The organism is Proteus sp. CD3, assembly GCF_008808075.1.
In the GTDB taxonomy this organism is placed as follows: Bacteria; Pseudomonadota; Gammaproteobacteria; order Enterobacterales; family Enterobacteriaceae; genus Proteus; species Proteus appendicitidis.
The window spans coordinates 3,804,489-3,821,818 of record NZ_CP019686.1 but is presented as its reverse complement, the minus strand read 5'-3'; the positions used below and the strand labels follow the sequence as shown (position 1 = coordinate 3,821,818).

The window sequence follows — 17,330 nt, the reverse complement described above, 5'->3', positions numbered from 1 at the left end:
CCCACACAGTGTGATACTATAAGCGTTCGTCTAGATAAGTGAATTTGATAGCATGTTGTTGCGTTTATATCAGGTACTTCTTTACCTTATTCAACCTCTGATTTGGTTGCGTCTTTTATTACGCAGCCGTAAAGCACCCGCCTACCGTAAACGGTGGGGAGAGCGCTATGGCTTTTGCAAAGACAAAGTCGTACCTCAAGGGATATTATTGCATTCCGTTTCTGTTGGTGAAACACTCGCCGCAGTGCCGCTTGTTCGCGCCCTTCGTCATCACTATCCTGATTTACCCATTACCGTCACTACCATGACACCGACTGGCTCAGAACGTGTACGCTCCGCATTTGGTGATGATGTTTACCATGTCTATCTTCCTTATGATTTACCGGGTTCAGTTAATCGTTTTCTTAAAACGGTTGACCCGAAATTGGTGATCATTATGGAAACGGAGTTATGGCCTAACTTGATTTCAAAACTTCATCAACGAAAAATTCCGTTGATTATCGCCAATGCCCGTTTATCTGAACGCTCTGCTGCGGGTTACCAAAAATTGGGCAGTTTTGTCAAAACGATGCTCCAAAAAATCACCTTAATTGCCGCTCAAAATCAGGAAGATGGTGAACGATTTATTGAACTGGGCCTCAAACGTTCACATTTGCATGTTACAGGTAGCCTAAAATTTGATATTTCTGTTACCCCAGAATTAGCCGCCAGAGCCGTTGCTTTGCGCCGTCAATGGGCTGCTCACCGCCCCGTGTGGATAGCAACGAGTACCCATGAGGGCGAAGAAAGCATTATTTTAGAGACACATAAAAAGCTACTGACACAATTCCCTCAGCTTTTATTAATTTTAGTCCCTCGCCACCCAGAGCGTTTTCCTAAAGCCGAACAATTAACACGTGAAGCAGGATTAAAATATACCCTACGAAGCACTGACGCTGTGCCTGATGCACAAACTCAAGTGGTTATTGGCGATACAATGGGCGAGTTGATGTTACTCTATGGTATTGCAGATTTAGCCTTTGTTGGTGGGAGTTTAGTAGAGCGTGGTGGTCATAATCCTTTAGAAGCTGCTGCTCACGCTATCCCCGTTATTATGGGGCCGCATACTTTTAACTTTAAAAATATCTGTGCCAAGCTTGATCAAGCTGAAGGATTAATTACTGTTACAGACAGTGAATCAATGGCGACGGCTATTGCCTCATTGCTTAATGATGAAGATTATCGCCGTTATTACGGCCGCCATGCCGTGGAAGTGCTTCATGAAAACCAAGGGGCATTACTGCGTTTACTTACCTTACTTTCACCTTATCTTCCCCCTCGGAGTCACTAATGAGCCAAAGTAAGCGCCTTTCTGTGGTGATGATCAGTAAAAATGTCGCTGATATCATTGGCGAGTGCTTAGACTCTGTACAATGGGCTGATGAAATTATTGTGTTAGATTCAGGTAGCCAAGATAACACCTGTCATATTGCAACAGAAAAAGGGGCTAAGGTCTTTATCAACAGTGAATGGCCGGGATTTGGTAAACAACGCCAACTGGCACAACAATATGCCACTGGTGATTATATTTTTATGATCGATAGTGATGAACGCGTCACTCCTGAACTCCAAACCAGTATCCTCGCGGTATTACAACAACCTGAAGAAAATGTGGTTTATAGCTGCGCTCGCCGTAATTTATTTATGGGGCGATTTATGAAACACAGTGGTTGGTATCCCGATAAAGTGACACGCTTATATGCTCGTGAACGTTATCAATATAACGATAATTTAGTGCATGAATCATTAGAAACCCAAAGTGCGACTGTTAAAACCTTACAAGGTGATCTTTTGCATCTTACCTGCCGTGATTTAATAGAATTTCAGCAAAAACAGCTAAAATATGCCTCCGAATGGGCAAAAGAGCGCCATCAACGAGGCAAAACAACGAGTTATAGTTCTATCTTAAGCCATACTGCTGGTGCTTTTTTTAAGACGTGGTTGTTAAGAATGGGTTTTTTAGATGGGAAACAGGGATTAGTACTGGCATTTGTTAATGCACAGTATACCTTTAATAAATACGCCTCTTTATGGGAACTCAGCCAGAAGACTGTAAATCATGAATAATAAAGCTATCTATCCCGGAACCTTTGATCCTATCACTTATGGTCATATTGATATTTTAACCCGTGCAGCAGGTATGTTTGATACGGTTTTATTAGCGATTGCTGATAGCGCCCGTAAAAATCCTATGTTCACCTTAGAAGAACGAGTTAATTTAGCTAGAGAGGTAACGGGTCATTTACCTAATGTTGAAGTGGTGGGATTTAGTGAACTGATGGCTAACTTTGCTAAGCAACAACAAGCCACCATTTTAATTCGCGGTGTCCGCTCTGTTTCTGATTTTGAATATGAATGGCAACTCGCCAATATGAACCGTCACTTTGCACCGGATCTTGATAGTGTGTTTTTACTGCCCTCTCAAAATCTATCATTTGTCTCTTCATCGTTAATTAAAGATGTGGCGCGCCATGACGGTGATGTCTCTACGTTTTTACCTGAAGTTGTCACCACCGCCATGCTAAAAAAACTCGGTAAGATTTAGCGCTCATTTTCACCATGTTGGCAATGTCGGCAGAAAAATGTGCTACGTTGCCCTTGTTTAATACTTTCTATCGGTTGACCACAAATCAAACAAGGCTTGTCCTTGCGCCCATAAACAAATAACTCTTGCGCAAAATAACCAGGTTTACCGTCTGATTGCAGAAAATCTTTTAGTGTCGTGCCACCTTGCTCAATAGAGCGCGTTAATACTCGCTTAATCGCAGTTACCAGCACCGTACACTCTTCTTGTGTTAGGCTATTGGCTTTTCTATCTGGCATGATACCCGATGAAAATAGCGCCTCATTAGCATAAATATTGCCTACACCAACCACTAATTTATTATCCATTAACCACGGCTTTATCGCCGTTTTTTTATTTTTGGATTGTTGATAGAGATACTCGGCGTTAAATTCATCAGAAAGTGGTTCAGGCCCTAAATGCGCTAATACAGAGCTTGTGGCTAAATCTTCACACCATAGCCAAGCACCAAAGCGTCGTGGATCAGTATAGCGGAGTACTTTACCATCACGAAAAATCAAATCGATATGATCATGTTTTTCTTCAGGTTGTTCCTCTAATAATATGCGTACACTTCCTGACATCCCTAAATGAATAATAATCCATCCTGTATTAAGCTCGATTAGCAAATATTTAGCACGTCGCTTTACACTTAAAATAGGCTCATCCAGTAACGTTTTTATTTTTTCTGAGACAGGCCAACGTAATTTACTATTACGTACAATGGCATAGTGCAACACATTGCCTACAAGGTGAGGCTCTATACCTCGGCGACTGGTTTCGACTTCCGGTAATTCAGGCACGGGTGACTCCATGATTATCAGATAAGAGATACAGCGATAAACACATTTTTATTGTATGATCGCCACTCTATCAAAAAGTATAAAGGATGATGGCAGATTATTATGATGGTGTTTAAAGACTATAGTAAAAAATCCCTGTGGAATTTATCCATTATTGGGCTTTACATTATATTGATCTACTTACCGGATATCACCCGTTATAAAAATATTGTGATGGGATTGATTGGTGCAACAGCACTGTGGTATCTGGTACGTGATTTTAAGACTATCTGCAAAATCTTTAAAAATAATCTGTCATACTCACTGCTGTTTTTATTGTTGGTGATTGGTTATTCCATCCTAATTTCTGTCGAACCCAATATCAGTATTAAAGAAGTCAATAAGCCTATTTTAAATGGCTTACTGCTATTTGCTGTGACCTTTCCGATTGTATTATATAAAGAAAAACCGACCGATATTGCTAAGATGGTAATGGTAGCGTTTGCGATTGGACTATTGGTGATTATAGCTAAGGAGTTAGTGCAGTATTATTTGGAGTATCGGAAAAACCCTTGGTTATTTACAATAAAAAACCAGTTAAATCATAGAGAAGCGTCCTATCCATTACTTTTTTTCTTTCCTATTATATTAATACTTTGGGTATTTAAAAAAAACAATTCTGCTATTAATTGGCTTTTATTAACTATTATTAGTCTATCATTTATTTTTATTATGGTGGGAACCTTGGCTCGAGGGGCATGGGTAGCATTAGTAATTAGTACATCACTTACTTTAATTATTAATCGTCAATGGCTACTGATGATAATAAGTGCATTAATTTGTGCTCTATTATTTATAGGTGCAACAAATTTACCTATAAACCCAATTGTAAGTAAACTACTTCAACATAAGTTAACTCAAATAAATAGCGGCCAGCGATTTGATAATGGTACCCAAGGCTCTGCTTTAGATCTTATTTTAGAGCGACCAATAAAAGGCTATGGCTATGGTAATCAACTTTATCATAACGTCTATAATGAGCGTGTTAAAGAACATCCAGAATGGAAATTTAAGAAATCCATTGGTCCTCATAATATCTTTTTAGCTTTCTGGTTTGCGGGCGGTATTTTAGGGTTACTTGGTATTCTTTATTTTTGTTCTTCGATTATTGCCCAAGGAATTCAGTTAATAAGAAAAAACCAAGGGATTATTCGCCAAGCGGCTTTAGTATTATTGATGTCATTTTTAGGCGTTTATGTACTGCGAGGATTATTTGAGAATGCCTATATCAATCAGGTGGGTATTTTGGTGGGACTCATGTTGGCACTGCGGCATGCTTTACTCAATAATCAATCAGCAACACCGTCAGATAAACAGCAATAGATCACTGAATTAGCATCTCTATTGTCTTTAGGATCACCTCAGCCCGCTTATCCCAGTTGTAATAGTTTTCAACTAATGAGCGGGCATGAGCGGTTTTTTCGCTTGCGCGTTGTGGATTATCTCTTAACTGTATTATCTGTTTTGCAAAACTTTGTGCATCGCCACTATCTGCAAAACTTACCGCTTTTTCATCTACAACATCACGGATTGAAGGAAAATCTGAAATTACTACAGGTTTTTCCATCGCCATATACTCAAATAACTTGAGTGGTGAAGTATAACGGCTTCCAATACTGGTTAACGTAAGCGGGAGTACGCAGATATCGTGCTGAGCAATCGCTTCAAAGCGTTTTTTCGGATCAATAAACCCCAAAAAATTAACCTTATCTTTTACGTCCATTTCTTGTGCTAATAAGGTTAATCCTCCAATCTGCTCTGGCGTTCCCCCTGCAATATTCAATCGCGCGTTATCAAGGTATTTCATTGCTCGCATCATGGTAGGAATGCCCTTCCATTTATGCAGGCTACCTAAATACAGCACTTCAGTTATAGTTTTATCTAATAAAGGGGAGGTAGTCTGATAATCCGCTACAGCATGCAAATCAACACCATCAGGAACGACGGTTATCGGTGTAGCAACTTGATATTGCGAAACAATATCATCTCTGAGTAATGAAGTAAGAACAAAAATACCTGTCGCTTGGCTATAAACCAATTTCTCCATTTTTAATAGCTTATGATATTTCGCACGATTCTTTTTTTTCTCAAATGAATGAGACTCTGCGAAAGATTGTGCAAATATTTCATGACTTTCAAAAAAAAGGGGAATTTCTGGATAATTTTCACAAAGATAACAAGCCAGTTTTAAATTACGGGTAAACAACGCATCAACATTATTTTGCTTAACCCAACGCGCTATCTGTAATGAGAAAAGTTTTTGTGAATTAAATGGAAAATACCATTTACGACGAATATCTCTTAAGGAAACTAAACTTGCATTAGCATGGATTGAACGACCTAATATATCACTATCTCGATATTGCCCTTTTGGTGTAACTAAAGTGACATTTGCTCCCGCTCTGGCAAAAGCATCAACATTTTGCAAAATTTGCAATGAAGCAACTCGTAAGTCAGGAACTGGGTAAGGATCAAGATAGGCAATCTTCATTATTATGACGCCAATGTCTGTAATAAACGTTGTGCAGAATGTTGCCAAGTATAATGTGTTTCTATACGTAAACGTGCATTCTCGCCCATTGCTTTTCCTCTATCGGATAATTGGCGAAGATGATTAATTGCCATCACAATTTCATCTGCATTGCCAGGGGCAACCAATAATCCCGCAGTGCCCTCATTACCCACCACTTCAGGAATACCCCCGATATGGCTGGCAATAACTGGTTTGGCACATGCCATCGCTTCTGCAATCGTAATGCCAAATGCTTCATCGCCAGTACTTGGGAAAATACCCGCATCACTGGCTGCATAGAATTTAGGTAATTGGTTATGCTCAACGGGTTGATGAAAAATAACTTGTTCAGCAATGCCTTTTGTCATCGATTTACTCTTCAATCGTTCTAGATCATCGCCTGTACCGATAATCAAGAGCTTCACATCTTCACCTTTTAGCTTTTCGATAGCATCGATCGCGACACTCAAGCCTTTCCAACCGACTAATCGTCCAGCAAATGAGAGTAAAAAAGTAGATTCACTTATTCCTAATTGCTCTCGTAACGAGGTCGCCATAGGTTTAAATTTTTCAATATCCACACCATTATAAATCACACGAGGGAATTGCTTAAAATGATGTTGGATTTGCCAAGCATTAAAATGGCTACATGCTACCCATGCTGAAATCTTTTTACCTAATCTGCGGTCACCTTTAAAAAAGCTAGTGCCTCCACTCATATAACAAAAACGTGTTGAAGATGATTTAGGCATCATAGAAGGCCAAAAAAAATCAAAAGGTTTTGTTAAAATAACCCAATCAAACTTTTGACTGATAACATCTTTTTTAGCGTGTCGTGCAAAAGTGTAGCGTTCAACAATACGGCGAAAACGACCACCAAGATCAATCACTTTATCTCGCGGTGTATAAGGATAAGTATGAATTTGTATTTGGCGTCCAGCTAGATTGTGTCGAATATCGCCATTGCCACCATAAAGATGAACTTCATGCCCCGCATCATGTAATTGCTTAGCCAGTTCCCAAACCGCAGTTTGGATCCCGCCATAAGACATGGTGATTGTGACATCAATTATACCGATCTTCATGGATTACTTTTTCACCTTCATTCCATTCATAATATTACTTACCGCATTCCACACATTCTCAACCGAGATTTCAGCCATATTATCTTCACGGTGGGCATTTTCCAACGACGTTGGATGTTGGATAACCTGACAACAAGAATGCTGTAATGGCGCTAAATAACACCCTGGATGATAACTATGATATAACGCCACCATTGGGATATCTAAAGCCCCAGCTAAATGTGTAGGTCCTGTATCTACCCCTACATAAAGCGATAGATTCGCCATAATTGCCGCATTTTGTCGCATTGAAACTCGACCCGCTAAGGCTAAACAATGCTGCTCACCAATTTTTTTAGCTAAATCAATCGATAATTGTTCGCTTTCCTTACTACCTAATAGCAAAAAGTACGTACTCGCGTCATGGGTAATAATCTGTTTTGCTAATTGTAGAAAATTTTCCACAGGCCAATCCCGATAGGCTTTAGCCGGAAAACTTTGCAGTTGAAAACCAATAATATTCTTATTAATTAATGAATTATCTTTTAAAAACTGTTGTGCGAAAGTCGCTTCTTCATCATTGACAAAGTAACGTAATTGCCAACAACTCGGATAAATCCCTAATGCATTAATTAATAAGGCACGTTCTTTTTGTGCCACCATCGGCGACTTGGGGCGCGCAACCCAAGTCACATTACCTTGCTGCTGAGAAATATCAGCAAAAGCAACGGTATGATGAGATTGGCGACGAGCATAGTTCACCAGCTCACTATCATTGCCGTACACCAAAGCCAAGTCATAAGGCTTATGAGGTAACCAACCTGTCCAAACCGCTCTTTTTTTAGAAAAATGTCTAATACTATCAATATCAGGGTTATGCTCAAGAATACATGCGCTACGCTTATGTGCAAATACATGAATATGAGCATTGGGCCAGCGCTGTTTTAAGGCATGAATAACGGGAGTGATAAGTAATGTATCACCAAAACGCGCTACCGCTATAACCAATATATTTTTTGGATCCATATGCTTTTTATTTGGCTTAAATGATACATTTACTTCTCAGACTATACACTAAAAAGTATTACAAATATTCATCAATAAGATGAATACACCAAGTTGATAATAGAGATAATCGTTTCACGACTTTATTATCAACATTAATCATACTGATTTATTTTTATCGTTGATTGCCTGAATAAAGATCCTTTCCATCTTATCTAACATATTATCTAAACCAAATCGTGAAATGGTATGTTCAAGCGCGGCTTTTCCCATCTGTTCACGCAATTCATCTAAGCTCATTAATTTGGCTAAATGACTGGTTAATAATTCTTGTTCTTGCGGTACTAATGTAAAGCCTGTTTTACCATCAATAACGGCTTCACTAATTGCTCCAACCGTCGTTGACACAACAGGTAAACCACATGCCATTGCTTGCATAATACCTTGCGGTACACCTTCATTACCAAAAGAGGGTAATGCAAAGAGATCCATTGCATTTAAACAATCAGGCACATCATTACGATTACCAAGGAAGAAGATACTTTGTTCTAATCCCGCTTCTTTAACCATGGGTTCTAAATTTTTACGTTGAGGTCCGTCACCAACAAAAATTAATTGCCAACCGGGAAACTGCTGATGCAATGATTTCCATGCTTCTACTAAATATTTATGTCCCTTCCACACCCGCATAGTCGCAACAATACCTAATGTCGGTTTATTTGGTATTCCAATTTTCTCTCTAGCTTTTTGTTTATCTTGTGGAAAAAAACGTTGCAAATCAATTCCTGTAGGAACTGATGTCATTTTTTCTAATGGAAATTTATTATGCTGATGGAGTGTCTGGCGTAATTTCTCACCTGTTGTCACGACATGCGCACAAGATGAAAGATAAAGCCATCGTGTTGGTAAGGAGCGTGAAACATCCGTAGAAACATGACGAGTTCGAACAACTACGGGTGAATGGCGTAATGTGGCACAAGAAGCGGCAACTAACCATGCATCAGTTGAACTATGGGTATTGATAACATCAAATTGGTGACGATGCAGTTTCAGCCATTGGCGAAGTGCTTTTAATGCTGAACCACGTTTTTTTTCAATCGGTAATGTGAAAACTTCAATACCATAATCAGGAGCTGCTTTAGCAATTTTGGATGTAGGACAGCACACTAATGCAACTCGGTGCCCTCTGCGGATCATGCCCTGAGATTCCGTCAGTATACGAATTTCCTGACCACCCCACCCACAAGATGATTCTGTATGTAATATTGATAATACTGACTTACTCATCCGCAATCCATTCATCTGATGATTTTAAAAGAGCCATAGTATAACTAAAGAGCAAGCGAAGATCACAATAGCTTTACTTTGTTATACTTAGCAGACTCCAGATAACAAAAAACCCGACACTAAGGTCGGGTTTTTTAAGAAAACTAAAATTATTTAATTTTAGCTTCTTTATAAAGCACATGTTGACGAACAACTGGATCGAATTTTTTCATTTCCAGTTTTTCTGGCATAGTGCGTTTGTTCTTCGTAGTGGTATAGAAGTGACCTGTACCAGCAGAAGAAACGAGTTTAATTTTCTCGCGAATACCTTTAGCCATTTTTCAGCTCCTTAGAACTTCTCACCACGGGCACGTAAATCTGCTAATACAGATTCGATGCCTTTCTTATCAATCACACGCATACCTTTAGCAGATACACGCAGAGTTACGAAACGTTTCTCAGACTCAACCCAGAAACGGTGAGAGTGCAGGTTTGGCAGAAAACGGCGTTTAGTCGCGTTTAATGCGTGAGAGCGGTTGTTTCCACTCACAGGACGCTTGCCGGTAACTTGGCAGACTCGGGACATGTCTATTCTCCAAAAATCTAATCAGCTCGAGCTTTAATATCAGGTTTGACCGCCTCGTCAGGCTTTGGAGCCCATCTCAGCAACTTTTAACGATTGAAAAACTGTGTAAACACCTCAGAAAAAACTTGCTGAGATAGGCTCTTCTCGCCAAACCCAAGATCCTCAAAGGTGGCGTAGTATACGCCCAATGGCCTCAACGCTCAAGACCCGTACAAATAAAGATTGACAATAATTACAAAAATATTTGCTATAGCCAACCACGTTCTGCAAAAGAAACGCAGTTATCATGCCCTATCACAAGGTGATCGAGTACATTTATACCAACCAATTGACAAGCGGTAAAAATTTTTTCAGTTAACTGTTTATCTGCAAGGCTTGGTTCTGAATGACCAGAGGGGTGATTATGAGCAAGAATGATGGATGTTGCATTCTTTTTTATCGATTGACGGACAATTTCTCTTGGATGAACCTCTACTCGGTTAATTGTTCCTTTAAACATTTCTTCAAATGCAATCAATTTGTTTTGATTATCAAGAAACAACACCACAAACACTTCTCGATCTCGCCAATGAAGTAATTTTTGCAGGTAATATTTAGTGTCTTCAGAAGAAGAAAGTACATTTTTATACATAAATTGTGTTGTAGAAAAACGCTGAGCCATTTCATTGATAGCTCGCAACTGGGTAAACTTTCCCACACCAACGCCTTTAAAACGCCCTAATGTTTCATAATCAGCATTAATAACGTGATAAAGAGAACCACACTCTTTAAGTAAAAAAGCAGCAAGCTCTAATACAGATTTTTCATAAGTACCGGTGCGTAAAAAGAGTGCCAATAACTCAATGTCAGTGAGTGATTCCACGCCGTAAAGTAATAGTTTTTCTCTAGGTAAAAGTTCACTACTCAATTGATTTTCCATCCGTGGACTCCTTAATAAGTAAAGGCAGTGGTATTAATGAGCTATTTTATTTATTCACATAAGCATTAGGATTTAGGGGAAACATTACTCATCATTAAATGCTAATCGCAAAACAACTGTTGTTTTATACAGTTAATTTACTATAAACTGCTAATCTTGTATAAAAAAGACACATAACAAATTTATGCGAGATGAATCGCAAAAATTTAATCTATAAAACATGAAGTTACATAGAATTCCGAATTCACGATTACCTTGTGGTAAAATTACGGGCAATTATTTATGTACTTAGGCATTTCATCATGACTACACTTCACGACAAAAAGATTATTCTTGGTATCAGTGGTGGTATTGCGGCCTATAAAGCACCCGAACTTGTACGCCGTTTACGTGATAAAGGCGCAATTGTGCGAGTTGTAATGACACCCGCGGCTCATGCATTTGTGACGCCTTTGTCACTACAAGCAGTTTCTGGTTTCCCTGTTGCTGATGATTTACTTGATCCCGCAGCAGAGGCCGCTATGGGGCATATTGAATTAGGCAAATGGGCTGATTTAATTCTACTTGCACCCGCTACTGCCGACCTTATTGCACGTTTACGAGTGGGTATGGCAAATGATTTACTTACCACACTCTGTTTAGCGAGTAGCGCACCTATCGCTATTGCGCCAGCAATGAATCAGCAAATGTACAGAGCCACAATTACACAAGAAAATTTATCAGCTTTAGAACAACGGGGCTGTTTAATTTGGGGACCTGACTCTGGCAGTCAAGCTTGTGGTGACGTAGGGCCGGGGCGAATGTTAGATCCTCTAGCACTCGTCGCATTAGCTGAAAAACAACTTGCTTTACAGTCACAAGACTTTGCAGGTAAAAAAATCACGATAACCGCAGGTCCTACTCGTGAAGCCTTAGATCCCGTGCGTTTTATCAGCAATCATAGCTCAGGGAAAATGGGGTTTGCAATTGCACATGCAGCCGCATTACGTGGAGCAGATGTCACGCTTATCGCAGGGCCTGTCACATTACCGACACCGGCTTGTGTTAAACGTATTGACGTTGAAAGCGCACAAGAAATGTATGAACAAGTGATGTTAATCGCACCGTCACAAGATATTTTTATTGGTTGTGCGGCTGTTGCTGATTACCGCGCTAAACTTATCGCGACTGAAAAAATAAAAAAACAAGGTGATGAAGTCACCATCACTATGGTAAAAAACCCCGACATTGTCGCGAGTGTTGGAAAAATGGTTGAACACCGTCCTTTTGTTGTTGGATTTGCAGCTGAAACACAGAATGTGGAAGAATATGCCCGCAAAAAACGAGAACAAAAGCAGCTCGATTTAATCTGTGCCAATGATGTTTCAGCAGAAAATCAAGGCTTTAACAGTGACAACAATGCATTACACCTTATTTGGGCTAATGGAGAAACGCGCTTACCACACAGTAGTAAAGCACAACTTAGCCATCGCCTACTTGACGAGATAGCCAAACATTATGATGAAAAAAATTGATGTTAAAATCCTTGATGCACGTATTGGTCAAGAATATCCACTTCCTGCTTATGCCACAACAGGCTCTGCTGGTTTAGATTTACGCGCTTGCCTTGATGCACCATTAGTTCTTGAACCGGGGCAAACCGAATTATTACCTACAGGTCTTGCTGTACATATTGCCGATGAAGGATTGGCAGCAATGGTGCTTCCTCGTTCAGGTTTAGGTCATAAACACGGTGTTGTCTTGGGGAACTTAGTTGGACTGATCGATTCTGACTACCAAGGTCAACTGATGGTATCAGTTTGGAATCGCGGCCAAACAGCGTTCACCATCGAACCAGGTGAACGTATTGCTCAAATGATTATCGTGCCCGTAGTTCAAGCTGAATTTAATATTGTTGAAGATTTTACCGCAACGGAACGTGGTAGCGGTGGCTTTGGTCACTCCGGCCGCCAATAATAAAGACGTCTTGCATTAATTATATCAATGACGATATCACTCCCTTTGCACTAAAACCCTTAGTGCAAAGGTTTACTGATTTGTTTTGCTTTTAGCAGGGGCCTTATCAGTCATGGCAGAAGAAAAAGAAACCAAAAAGAAAAGAAATAGACGGGATGAAATCTTACAGTCACTTGCCCAAATGTTGGAATCAAGTGACGGTAGTCAGCGCATTACAACAGCGAAGCTTGCCGCCACGGTTGGTGTATCTGAAGCCGCGCTCTATCGACATTTTCCAAGTAAAACCAAAATGTTTGATAGCTTAATTGAGTTTATCGAAGATAGCTTAGTCTCCCGTATTAATTTGATTTTAAAAGACGAAAAAGACACTGTAGCAAGAATTCGCTTAATTCTTATCTTGATCCTCGGTTTTGCTGAGAAAAACCCGGGGCTATCTCGTATTTTAACGGGTCACGCTTTGATGTTTGAACAAGACAGATTACAAGGGCGAATAAACCAACTTTATGAACGCATTGAAGTCCAGCTTCGACAAGTTATCAAAGAACGTAAAATTCGTGAAGGAAATGCCTTCTTACATGATGAAGCATTGCTAGCTTCACAATTACTGGCTTTTTGTGAAGGTATGCTAGCGCGCTTTGTACGCACAGAATTTCGCTATCAACCCACTCAAGAATTTGAAGCTCGCTGGCCATTAATTTTGGCACAGTTACAATGAAATGATGGACTCGTGATTTAACTCAACAATTTGAAATTTACAGATATGCCGTTTTTTTCTTATTTGTGTTAACATGCGTCCTCTGGTACAGAGTTACCTAAATATATTTATCAGGAATGGCATTTGTGCAGTTCCTACATTGTGGCATTAGCGACTCGCTTTGCCCCTGCTGTAAAAGTCCTTTTTATATTTCAATATCTGTGATAATTGTCGCAGAAGATTCATTGTACTACTCACCCCGCCCATAATTGGGCGAGGGCTTTTTTTTATCTATAATTGACCAACTCGTTTATCGCGTATTAACTTTATTAATTCACACCATAGCGCTCACGATAAGCTTTAACTGCAGGTAAATGCTCAGACAGAGTCTCACTCTCACTGAGGTAGCTAATTAAATCATCCAAAGTAATAATCGAATACACTTGGCATTGATAGTCACGCTTTAACTCTTGTATCGCAGAAAGTTCTTCTCGCCCTTTCTCTTGTCTATCCAAACTTAATAACACCGCAGAAAGCGTTGCATCATGCTGTTTGATGATTTCCATTGACTCACGAATTGCAGTACCTGCTGTAATGACATCATCAACAATTACTACATTACCTTTCAAGGGGCTTCCTACTAATGTTCCTCCTTCACCATGATCTTTAGCCTCTTTGCGATTAAAACAGTAAGGGATATCGATATCATGATGTTCAACCAATGCGACTGCCGTTGTAGTGGCAATAGGGATCCCTTTATAAGCGGGTCCAAACAACACATCACAAGACACATTATTATCTAATAATGTTTGCGCATAGAACTGCCCCAGCAAAGCCAAATCACGCCCTGTATTAAATAAACCGGCATTAAAAAAGTAAGGACTCACCCTTCCTGATTTCAGTGTGAACTCACCAAATTTCAGGACATTTTTTGCTAATGCTAGTTCGATAAAGCGGCGTTGGTAGGCTTTCATTTCTTTCTCCTCTCTACGTTACTTGATGACAAATTTTAGGCATAAAAAAGGCGACTTCTCAGTCGCCTTTAAAAATAGAATTTATTGCTTAAGCGCCTCTTTTTGCGCTTCAAATATTTTCTCTAATCCCCCCTTCGCAAGGGCGAGTAAAGCAAGTAATTCTTCATGGCTAAATGGTGCGCCTTCTGCCGTACCTTGAACTTCAATCATACGACCATCATCGATCATCACCACATTCATGTCTGTTTCTGCAGCTGAATCTTCAACATATTCAAGGTCACATAATGGTTCACCATCAACAATACCCACAGAAACTGCAGCTACCATTGATTTTAGAGGGCTTTTTTTCAGTTTACCGTCTTCAACCATTTTATTTAATGCATCAACTAACGCGACACAAGCACCAGAAATAGATGCTGTGCGTGTACCACCATCAGCTTGAATAACATCACAATCGACAGTGATGGTAAATTCACCTAATGCTTTCAAATCAACCGCGGCACGTAATGAGCGAGCGATTAAACGCTGGATCTCCATAGTACGACCCGTTTGTTTACCGCGAGCCGCTTCACGAGCATTACGACTATTTGTTGCGCGAGGAAGCATGCCGTATTCTGCGGTCACCCATCCTTGCCCTTGTCCTTTCAGAAAACGAGGTACACCGTCTTCTACAGTGGCATTACACAAGACTTTAGTATCACCAAATTCGACTAATACAGAACCTTCAGCATGTTTTGTATAGTGGCGAGTAATGGTAATAGGGCGTACTTGGTTTGCTTGTCTGTCTGCTGGACGCATAGTGTTATCTCCGCTTTCTCTGACATATTGGGGGCGCATTATACGACCTAAAATGGCTTATGCCTATCCTTGTATTGATGCATAGGGTTATAATCGTCTTATCTTTTACATTATTGAGACCCTATTATGATCCGTAGCATGACCGCTTTTGCTCGCCGAGACATCAAAAAAGATTGGGGTAGCGCTGCATGGGAACTGCGTTCCGTTAACCAACGTTACCTTGAAACTTATATTCGTTTACCTGAACAATTACGTAGTTTAGAGCCTGTTATTCGTGAACGTCTACGTAATCGCTTAACGCGCGGTAAAATTGAATGTAACTTACGTTTTGATCTTAATGCTCGCTTTCAAGGTGAACTGAATCTTGATGAAAATCTGGCAAAACAACTGATTGTTTCTGCAAATTGGGTAAAAAGTCATAGCCATGAAGGCACTATCAGCCCGTTTGATATTTTACGTTGGCCGGGTGTGATTTCAGCACAAGAGCAAGACTTAGATGCAATTGGCACAGAGCTTTTAGCTGAATTAGATCTAGCAATCGATGCTTTTATTGCAAGCCGCGAAGCTGAAGGACAATCACTCAAAGCACTTATCGAGCAACGCTTAGATGCGGTTAGCGCAGAAGTAGTTAAAGTAAGAACTCAAATGCCAGAAATTTTACAATGGCAACGTGAACGCTTAACCAGCAAATTAGAAGAAGCGCAGGTTCAAATCGATAATAATCGTTTAGAGCAAGAGTTAGTGATGTTAGCACAACGCTTAGACGTTGCTGAAGAGTTGGATAGATTAGAAGCCCACGTTAAAGAAACACGCAAAATTCTCGTTAAAAAAGAAGCGGTAGGTCGTCGCCTTGATTTTATGATGCAAGAATTTAACCGTGAATCCAACACATTAGCTTCGAAATCAATTAATACTGAAGTCACTAATTCAGCGATTGAATTAAAAGTTTTAATTGAACAAATGCGCGAGCAGATCCAAAATATTGAGTAAGATTTCTTAGCTGTTTACAGCCATCATTAAGCCAGCCGATACCGTGTATTAGCTGGCTTTTTATAAATACTCATCACTCACCCAACGCCTTTCTAATAAATCCTTTATTTTGATTAAGCATCTGCGCGGCTTGAAGTGCATCTACCCCTGCTAAAATCATCAAAATTGCCGTTTTACAGTGGCGCTGACATTGTGATAATGCTTCTTCAGCGATAGATCTTTCACACTCCGTTGCTTGCATCACAATACGAATTTGACGCTCAACAAGCTTGGCATTGGTGGCTTCAACATCGACCATCAAATTACCAAACACTTTGCCAATTTTTATCATCGCAGCCGTTGTTATCATATTTAAGATAAGCTTTTGTGCTGTGCCCGCTTTCATACGTGATGATCCTGTGACCACTTCGGCTCCCACAATCGGTGTAATAGCGATATCCGCAATTTGTGCAATAGGGCTTTCAGGATTACAGCTAATTGCACCTGTTGTCGCCCCTAATGATTTTGCATACTTTAAAGCACCAATGACATAAGGGGTTCTGCCACTTGCGGCAATACCCACTAATACATCTTGTTCATTAAAATTAAGTTGGCGTAAATCTTGTTCACCTAATTGAGTATTATCTTCTGCGTTCTCGACAGCTTGTAAAATAGCCTTGTGTCCACCCGCAATTAAACCAATCACCATTTCATGAGGTGTACCATAGGTTGGTGGACATTCACTAGCATCTAAAATCCCTAATCGGCCCGATGTACCTGCTCCGCAATAAATAAGGCGACCATCTTGAGAAAAAGCAATTGCAACTTTATCAACTAATTGGGCAATTTCAGGTAACACTTTCTCGACGGCTAATGGCACTTTTTTATCTTCACTATTGATGACTTTTAGCATATCTAATGTTGAAAGTGTGTCTATATTTTCACTGTGATGGTTTCTACTTTCAGTGACAAGATTGCTCAGGTCAATCGCCATTATCGCGCTCCCAATATTGTTATTTGTTTGATTAAGTCGAAGAAATAAACTGCTTTTATACTATTATTATTGTTAAGATTTTCAAAATCATTACAAATGATACTCTACATGATATTGACTAAATCTATTTCGACCTTTATCAGTTTAAT

At 39.8% G+C, this 17,330-nt stretch carries 19 protein-coding genes; 8 read left to right on the top strand and 11 right to left on the bottom strand.

What is annotated here, in order from left to right; genetic code table 11:
• The first annotated feature begins 52 nt into the window (after positions 1 to 52).
• The 3 genes from waaA to coaD are packed head-to-tail and all read left to right on the top strand — an operon-like array spanning position 53 to position 2,584.
• Positions 53 to 1,330: a lipid IV(A) 3-deoxy-D-manno-octulosonic acid transferase gene (gene waaA / locus BTA34_RS17025; protein ID WP_151436557.1), complete on the top strand. Its 1,278-nt coding sequence runs from the start codon at positions 53 to 55 to the stop codon at positions 1,328 to 1,330.
• Entirely contained in the window at positions 1,330 to 2,106 is a 777-nt protein-coding gene (locus BTA34_RS17020; RefSeq protein WP_151436556.1) for a glycosyltransferase family 2 protein, read from the top strand. Before waaA ends, BTA34_RS17020 begins: the two co-directional genes overlap by 1 nt.
• Positions 2,099 to 2,584, top strand: a complete 486-nt coding sequence (gene coaD, locus BTA34_RS17015) for a pantetheine-phosphate adenylyltransferase (protein ID WP_151436555.1) — start codon at positions 2,099 to 2,101, stop codon at positions 2,582 to 2,584. The genes BTA34_RS17020 and coaD overlap by 8 nt, the downstream gene beginning before the upstream one ends.
• Here coaD and mutM read toward each other — a convergent pair.
• Positions 2,581 to 3,405, bottom strand: coding sequence for a bifunctional DNA-formamidopyrimidine glycosylase/DNA-(apurinic or apyrimidinic site) lyase (mutM, locus tag BTA34_RS17010; RefSeq protein WP_151436554.1), 825 nt, complete (start codon positions 3,403 to 3,405; stop codon positions 2,581 to 2,583). The two genes, coaD and mutM, sit on opposite strands and share 4 nt — an antisense overlap.
• 102 nt (positions 3,406 to 3,507) lie before the next feature.
• Between mutM and rfaL the strand changes: the two genes are divergently transcribed.
• On the top strand, positions 3,508 to 4,767 hold the full coding sequence (gene rfaL, locus BTA34_RS17005) for an O-antigen ligase RfaL (protein ID WP_151436553.1): 1,260 nt from the start codon (positions 3,508 to 3,510) through the stop codon (positions 4,765 to 4,767).
• A gap of 1 nt (position 4,768) precedes the next feature.
• Here rfaL and BTA34_RS17000 read toward each other — a convergent pair whose 3' ends face one another.
• The 7 genes from BTA34_RS17000 to radC form a co-directional block, all read right to left on the bottom strand.
• Complete coding sequence (locus BTA34_RS17000; protein ID WP_151436795.1) at positions 4,769 to 5,938, bottom strand: glycosyltransferase family 4 protein; 1,170 nt, start codon at positions 5,936 to 5,938, stop codon at positions 4,769 to 4,771.
• A complete protein-coding gene (locus tag BTA34_RS16995) occupies positions 5,938 to 7,041 on the bottom strand; it encodes a glycosyltransferase family 4 protein (RefSeq protein ID WP_151436552.1) in 1,104 nt (367 codons plus the stop codon). Before BTA34_RS16995 ends, BTA34_RS17000 begins: the two co-directional genes overlap by 1 nt.
• A gap of 3 nt (positions 7,042 to 7,044) precedes the next feature.
• The gene (locus BTA34_RS16990; RefSeq protein WP_151436551.1) at positions 7,045 to 8,046 is read right to left on the bottom strand and encodes a glycosyltransferase family 9 protein; all 1,002 of its coding nucleotides are present in this window, start codon (positions 8,044 to 8,046) and stop codon (positions 7,045 to 7,047) included.
• 138 nt (positions 8,047 to 8,184) lie between these two features.
• A complete protein-coding gene (locus BTA34_RS16985) occupies positions 8,185 to 9,312 on the bottom strand; it encodes a glycosyltransferase family 4 protein (RefSeq protein ID WP_151436550.1) in 1,128 nt (375 codons plus the stop codon).
• A 149-nt stretch (positions 9,313 to 9,461) separates the two neighbouring features.
• Positions 9,462 to 9,629 (bottom strand): 50S ribosomal protein L33, encoded by a 168-nt coding sequence (gene rpmG, locus BTA34_RS16980; protein ID WP_006534250.1) that lies wholly within the window; start codon positions 9,627 to 9,629, stop codon positions 9,462 to 9,464.
• An 11-nt stretch (positions 9,630 to 9,640) separates the two neighbouring features.
• Positions 9,641 to 9,877, bottom strand: a complete 237-nt coding sequence (rpmB, locus tag BTA34_RS16975) for a 50S ribosomal protein L28 (protein WP_036914542.1) — start codon at positions 9,875 to 9,877, stop codon at positions 9,641 to 9,643.
• A gap of 247 nt (positions 9,878 to 10,124) precedes the next feature.
• Positions 10,125 to 10,796, bottom strand: a complete 672-nt coding sequence (gene radC / locus BTA34_RS16965) for a RadC family protein (RefSeq protein WP_151436549.1) — start codon at positions 10,794 to 10,796, stop codon at positions 10,125 to 10,127.
• A 302-nt stretch (positions 10,797 to 11,098) separates the two neighbouring features.
• Between radC and coaBC the strand changes: the two genes are divergently transcribed.
• From coaBC to slmA, 3 genes are all read left to right on the top strand, one after another.
• Positions 11,099 to 12,310 (top strand): bifunctional phosphopantothenoylcysteine decarboxylase/phosphopantothenate--cysteine ligase CoaBC, encoded by a 1,212-nt coding sequence (gene coaBC, locus BTA34_RS16960; protein WP_151436548.1) that lies wholly within the window; start codon positions 11,099 to 11,101, stop codon positions 12,308 to 12,310.
• Positions 12,294 to 12,752, top strand: a complete 459-nt coding sequence (gene dut / locus BTA34_RS16955) for a dUTP diphosphatase (protein WP_006534255.1) — start codon at positions 12,294 to 12,296, stop codon at positions 12,750 to 12,752. Before coaBC ends, dut begins: the two co-directional genes overlap by 17 nt.
• Before the next feature lie 112 nt (positions 12,753 to 12,864).
• Positions 12,865 to 13,467 carry a nucleoid occlusion factor SlmA gene (slmA, locus tag BTA34_RS16950; RefSeq protein ID WP_151436547.1) on the top strand — a complete coding sequence of 201 codons (603 nt, stop codon included), beginning with the start codon at positions 12,865 to 12,867 and terminating at the stop codon, positions 13,465 to 13,467.
• Positions 13,468 to 13,775: 308 nt separating this feature from the next.
• Here the strand turns inward: slmA and pyrE are convergent, their stop codons facing one another.
• Together pyrE and rph are read right to left on the bottom strand one after the other, a co-directional pair.
• Positions 13,776 to 14,420 carry an orotate phosphoribosyltransferase gene (gene pyrE / locus BTA34_RS16945; protein WP_099073912.1) on the bottom strand — a complete coding sequence of 215 codons (645 nt, stop codon included), beginning with the start codon at positions 14,418 to 14,420 and terminating at the stop codon, positions 13,776 to 13,778.
• A gap of 81 nt (positions 14,421 to 14,501) precedes the next feature.
• A complete protein-coding gene (gene rph / locus BTA34_RS16940) occupies positions 14,502 to 15,218 on the bottom strand; it encodes a ribonuclease PH (protein ID WP_151436794.1) in 717 nt (238 codons plus the stop codon).
• Between the two features lie 126 nt (positions 15,219 to 15,344).
• On the opposite strand from rph, the gene BTA34_RS16935 reads away from it, so the two are divergent.
• Positions 15,345 to 16,208, top strand: coding sequence for a YicC/YloC family endoribonuclease (locus tag BTA34_RS16935; protein ID WP_151436546.1), 864 nt, complete (start codon positions 15,345 to 15,347; stop codon positions 16,206 to 16,208).
• A 73-nt stretch (positions 16,209 to 16,281) separates the two neighbouring features.
• Here BTA34_RS16935 and murQ read toward each other — a convergent pair whose 3' ends face one another.
• Positions 16,282 to 17,181: an N-acetylmuramic acid 6-phosphate etherase gene (murQ, locus tag BTA34_RS16930; protein ID WP_151436545.1), complete on the bottom strand. Its 900-nt coding sequence runs from the start codon at positions 17,179 to 17,181 to the stop codon at positions 16,282 to 16,284.
• Between the last annotated feature and the right edge of the window lie 149 nt (positions 17,182 to 17,330).

What these genes read in the sequence shown, in the direction of transcription:
- waaA (WP_151436557.1), top strand. Translation starts at nt 53, where the DNA reads ATGTTGTTGCGTTTATATCAGGTACTTCTTTACCTTATTCAACCTCTG.
- BTA34_RS17020 (WP_151436556.1), top strand. Translation starts at nt 1,330, where the DNA reads ATGAGCCAAAGTAAGCGCCTTTCTGTGGTGATGATCAGTAAAAATGTC.
- coaD (WP_151436555.1), top strand. Translation starts at nt 2,099, where the DNA reads ATGAATAATAAAGCTATCTATCCCGGAACCTTTGATCCTATCACTTAT.
- rfaL (WP_151436553.1), top strand. Translation starts at nt 3,508, where the DNA reads ATGATGGTGTTTAAAGACTATAGTAAAAAATCCCTGTGGAATTTATCC.
- BTA34_RS16995 (WP_151436552.1), bottom strand. Translation starts at nt 7,041, where the DNA reads ATGAAGATCGGTATAATTGATGTCACAATCACCATGTCTTATGGCGGG.
- BTA34_RS16990 (WP_151436551.1), bottom strand. Translation starts at nt 8,046, where the DNA reads ATGGATCCAAAAAATATATTGGTTATAGCGGTAGCGCGTTTTGGTGAT.
- BTA34_RS16985 (WP_151436550.1), bottom strand. Translation starts at nt 9,312, where the DNA reads ATGAGTAAGTCAGTATTATCAATATTACATACAGAATCATCTTGTGGG.
- rpmG (WP_006534250.1), bottom strand. Translation starts at nt 9,629, where the DNA reads ATGGCTAAAGGTATTCGCGAGAAAATTAAACTCGTTTCTTCTGCTGGT.
- rpmB (WP_036914542.1), bottom strand. Translation starts at nt 9,877, where the DNA reads ATGTCCCGAGTCTGCCAAGTTACCGGCAAGCGTCCTGTGAGTGGAAAC.
- radC (WP_151436549.1), bottom strand. Translation starts at nt 10,796, where the DNA reads ATGGAAAATCAATTGAGTAGTGAACTTTTACCTAGAGAAAAACTATTA.
- coaBC (WP_151436548.1), top strand. Translation starts at nt 11,099, where the DNA reads ATGACTACACTTCACGACAAAAAGATTATTCTTGGTATCAGTGGTGGT.
- dut (WP_006534255.1), top strand. Translation starts at nt 12,294, where the DNA reads ATGATGAAAAAAATTGATGTTAAAATCCTTGATGCACGTATTGGTCAA.
- slmA (WP_151436547.1), top strand. Translation starts at nt 12,865, where the DNA reads ATGGCAGAAGAAAAAGAAACCAAAAAGAAAAGAAATAGACGGGATGAA.
- pyrE (WP_099073912.1), bottom strand. Translation starts at nt 14,420, where the DNA reads ATGAAAGCCTACCAACGCCGCTTTATCGAACTAGCATTAGCAAAAAAT.
- rph (WP_151436794.1), bottom strand. Translation starts at nt 15,218, where the DNA reads ATGCGTCCAGCAGACAGACAAGCAAACCAAGTACGCCCTATTACCATT.
- BTA34_RS16935 (WP_151436546.1), top strand. Translation starts at nt 15,345, where the DNA reads ATGATCCGTAGCATGACCGCTTTTGCTCGCCGAGACATCAAAAAAGAT.
- murQ (WP_151436545.1), bottom strand. Translation starts at nt 17,181, where the DNA reads ATGGCGATTGACCTGAGCAATCTTGTCACTGAAAGTAGAAACCATCAC.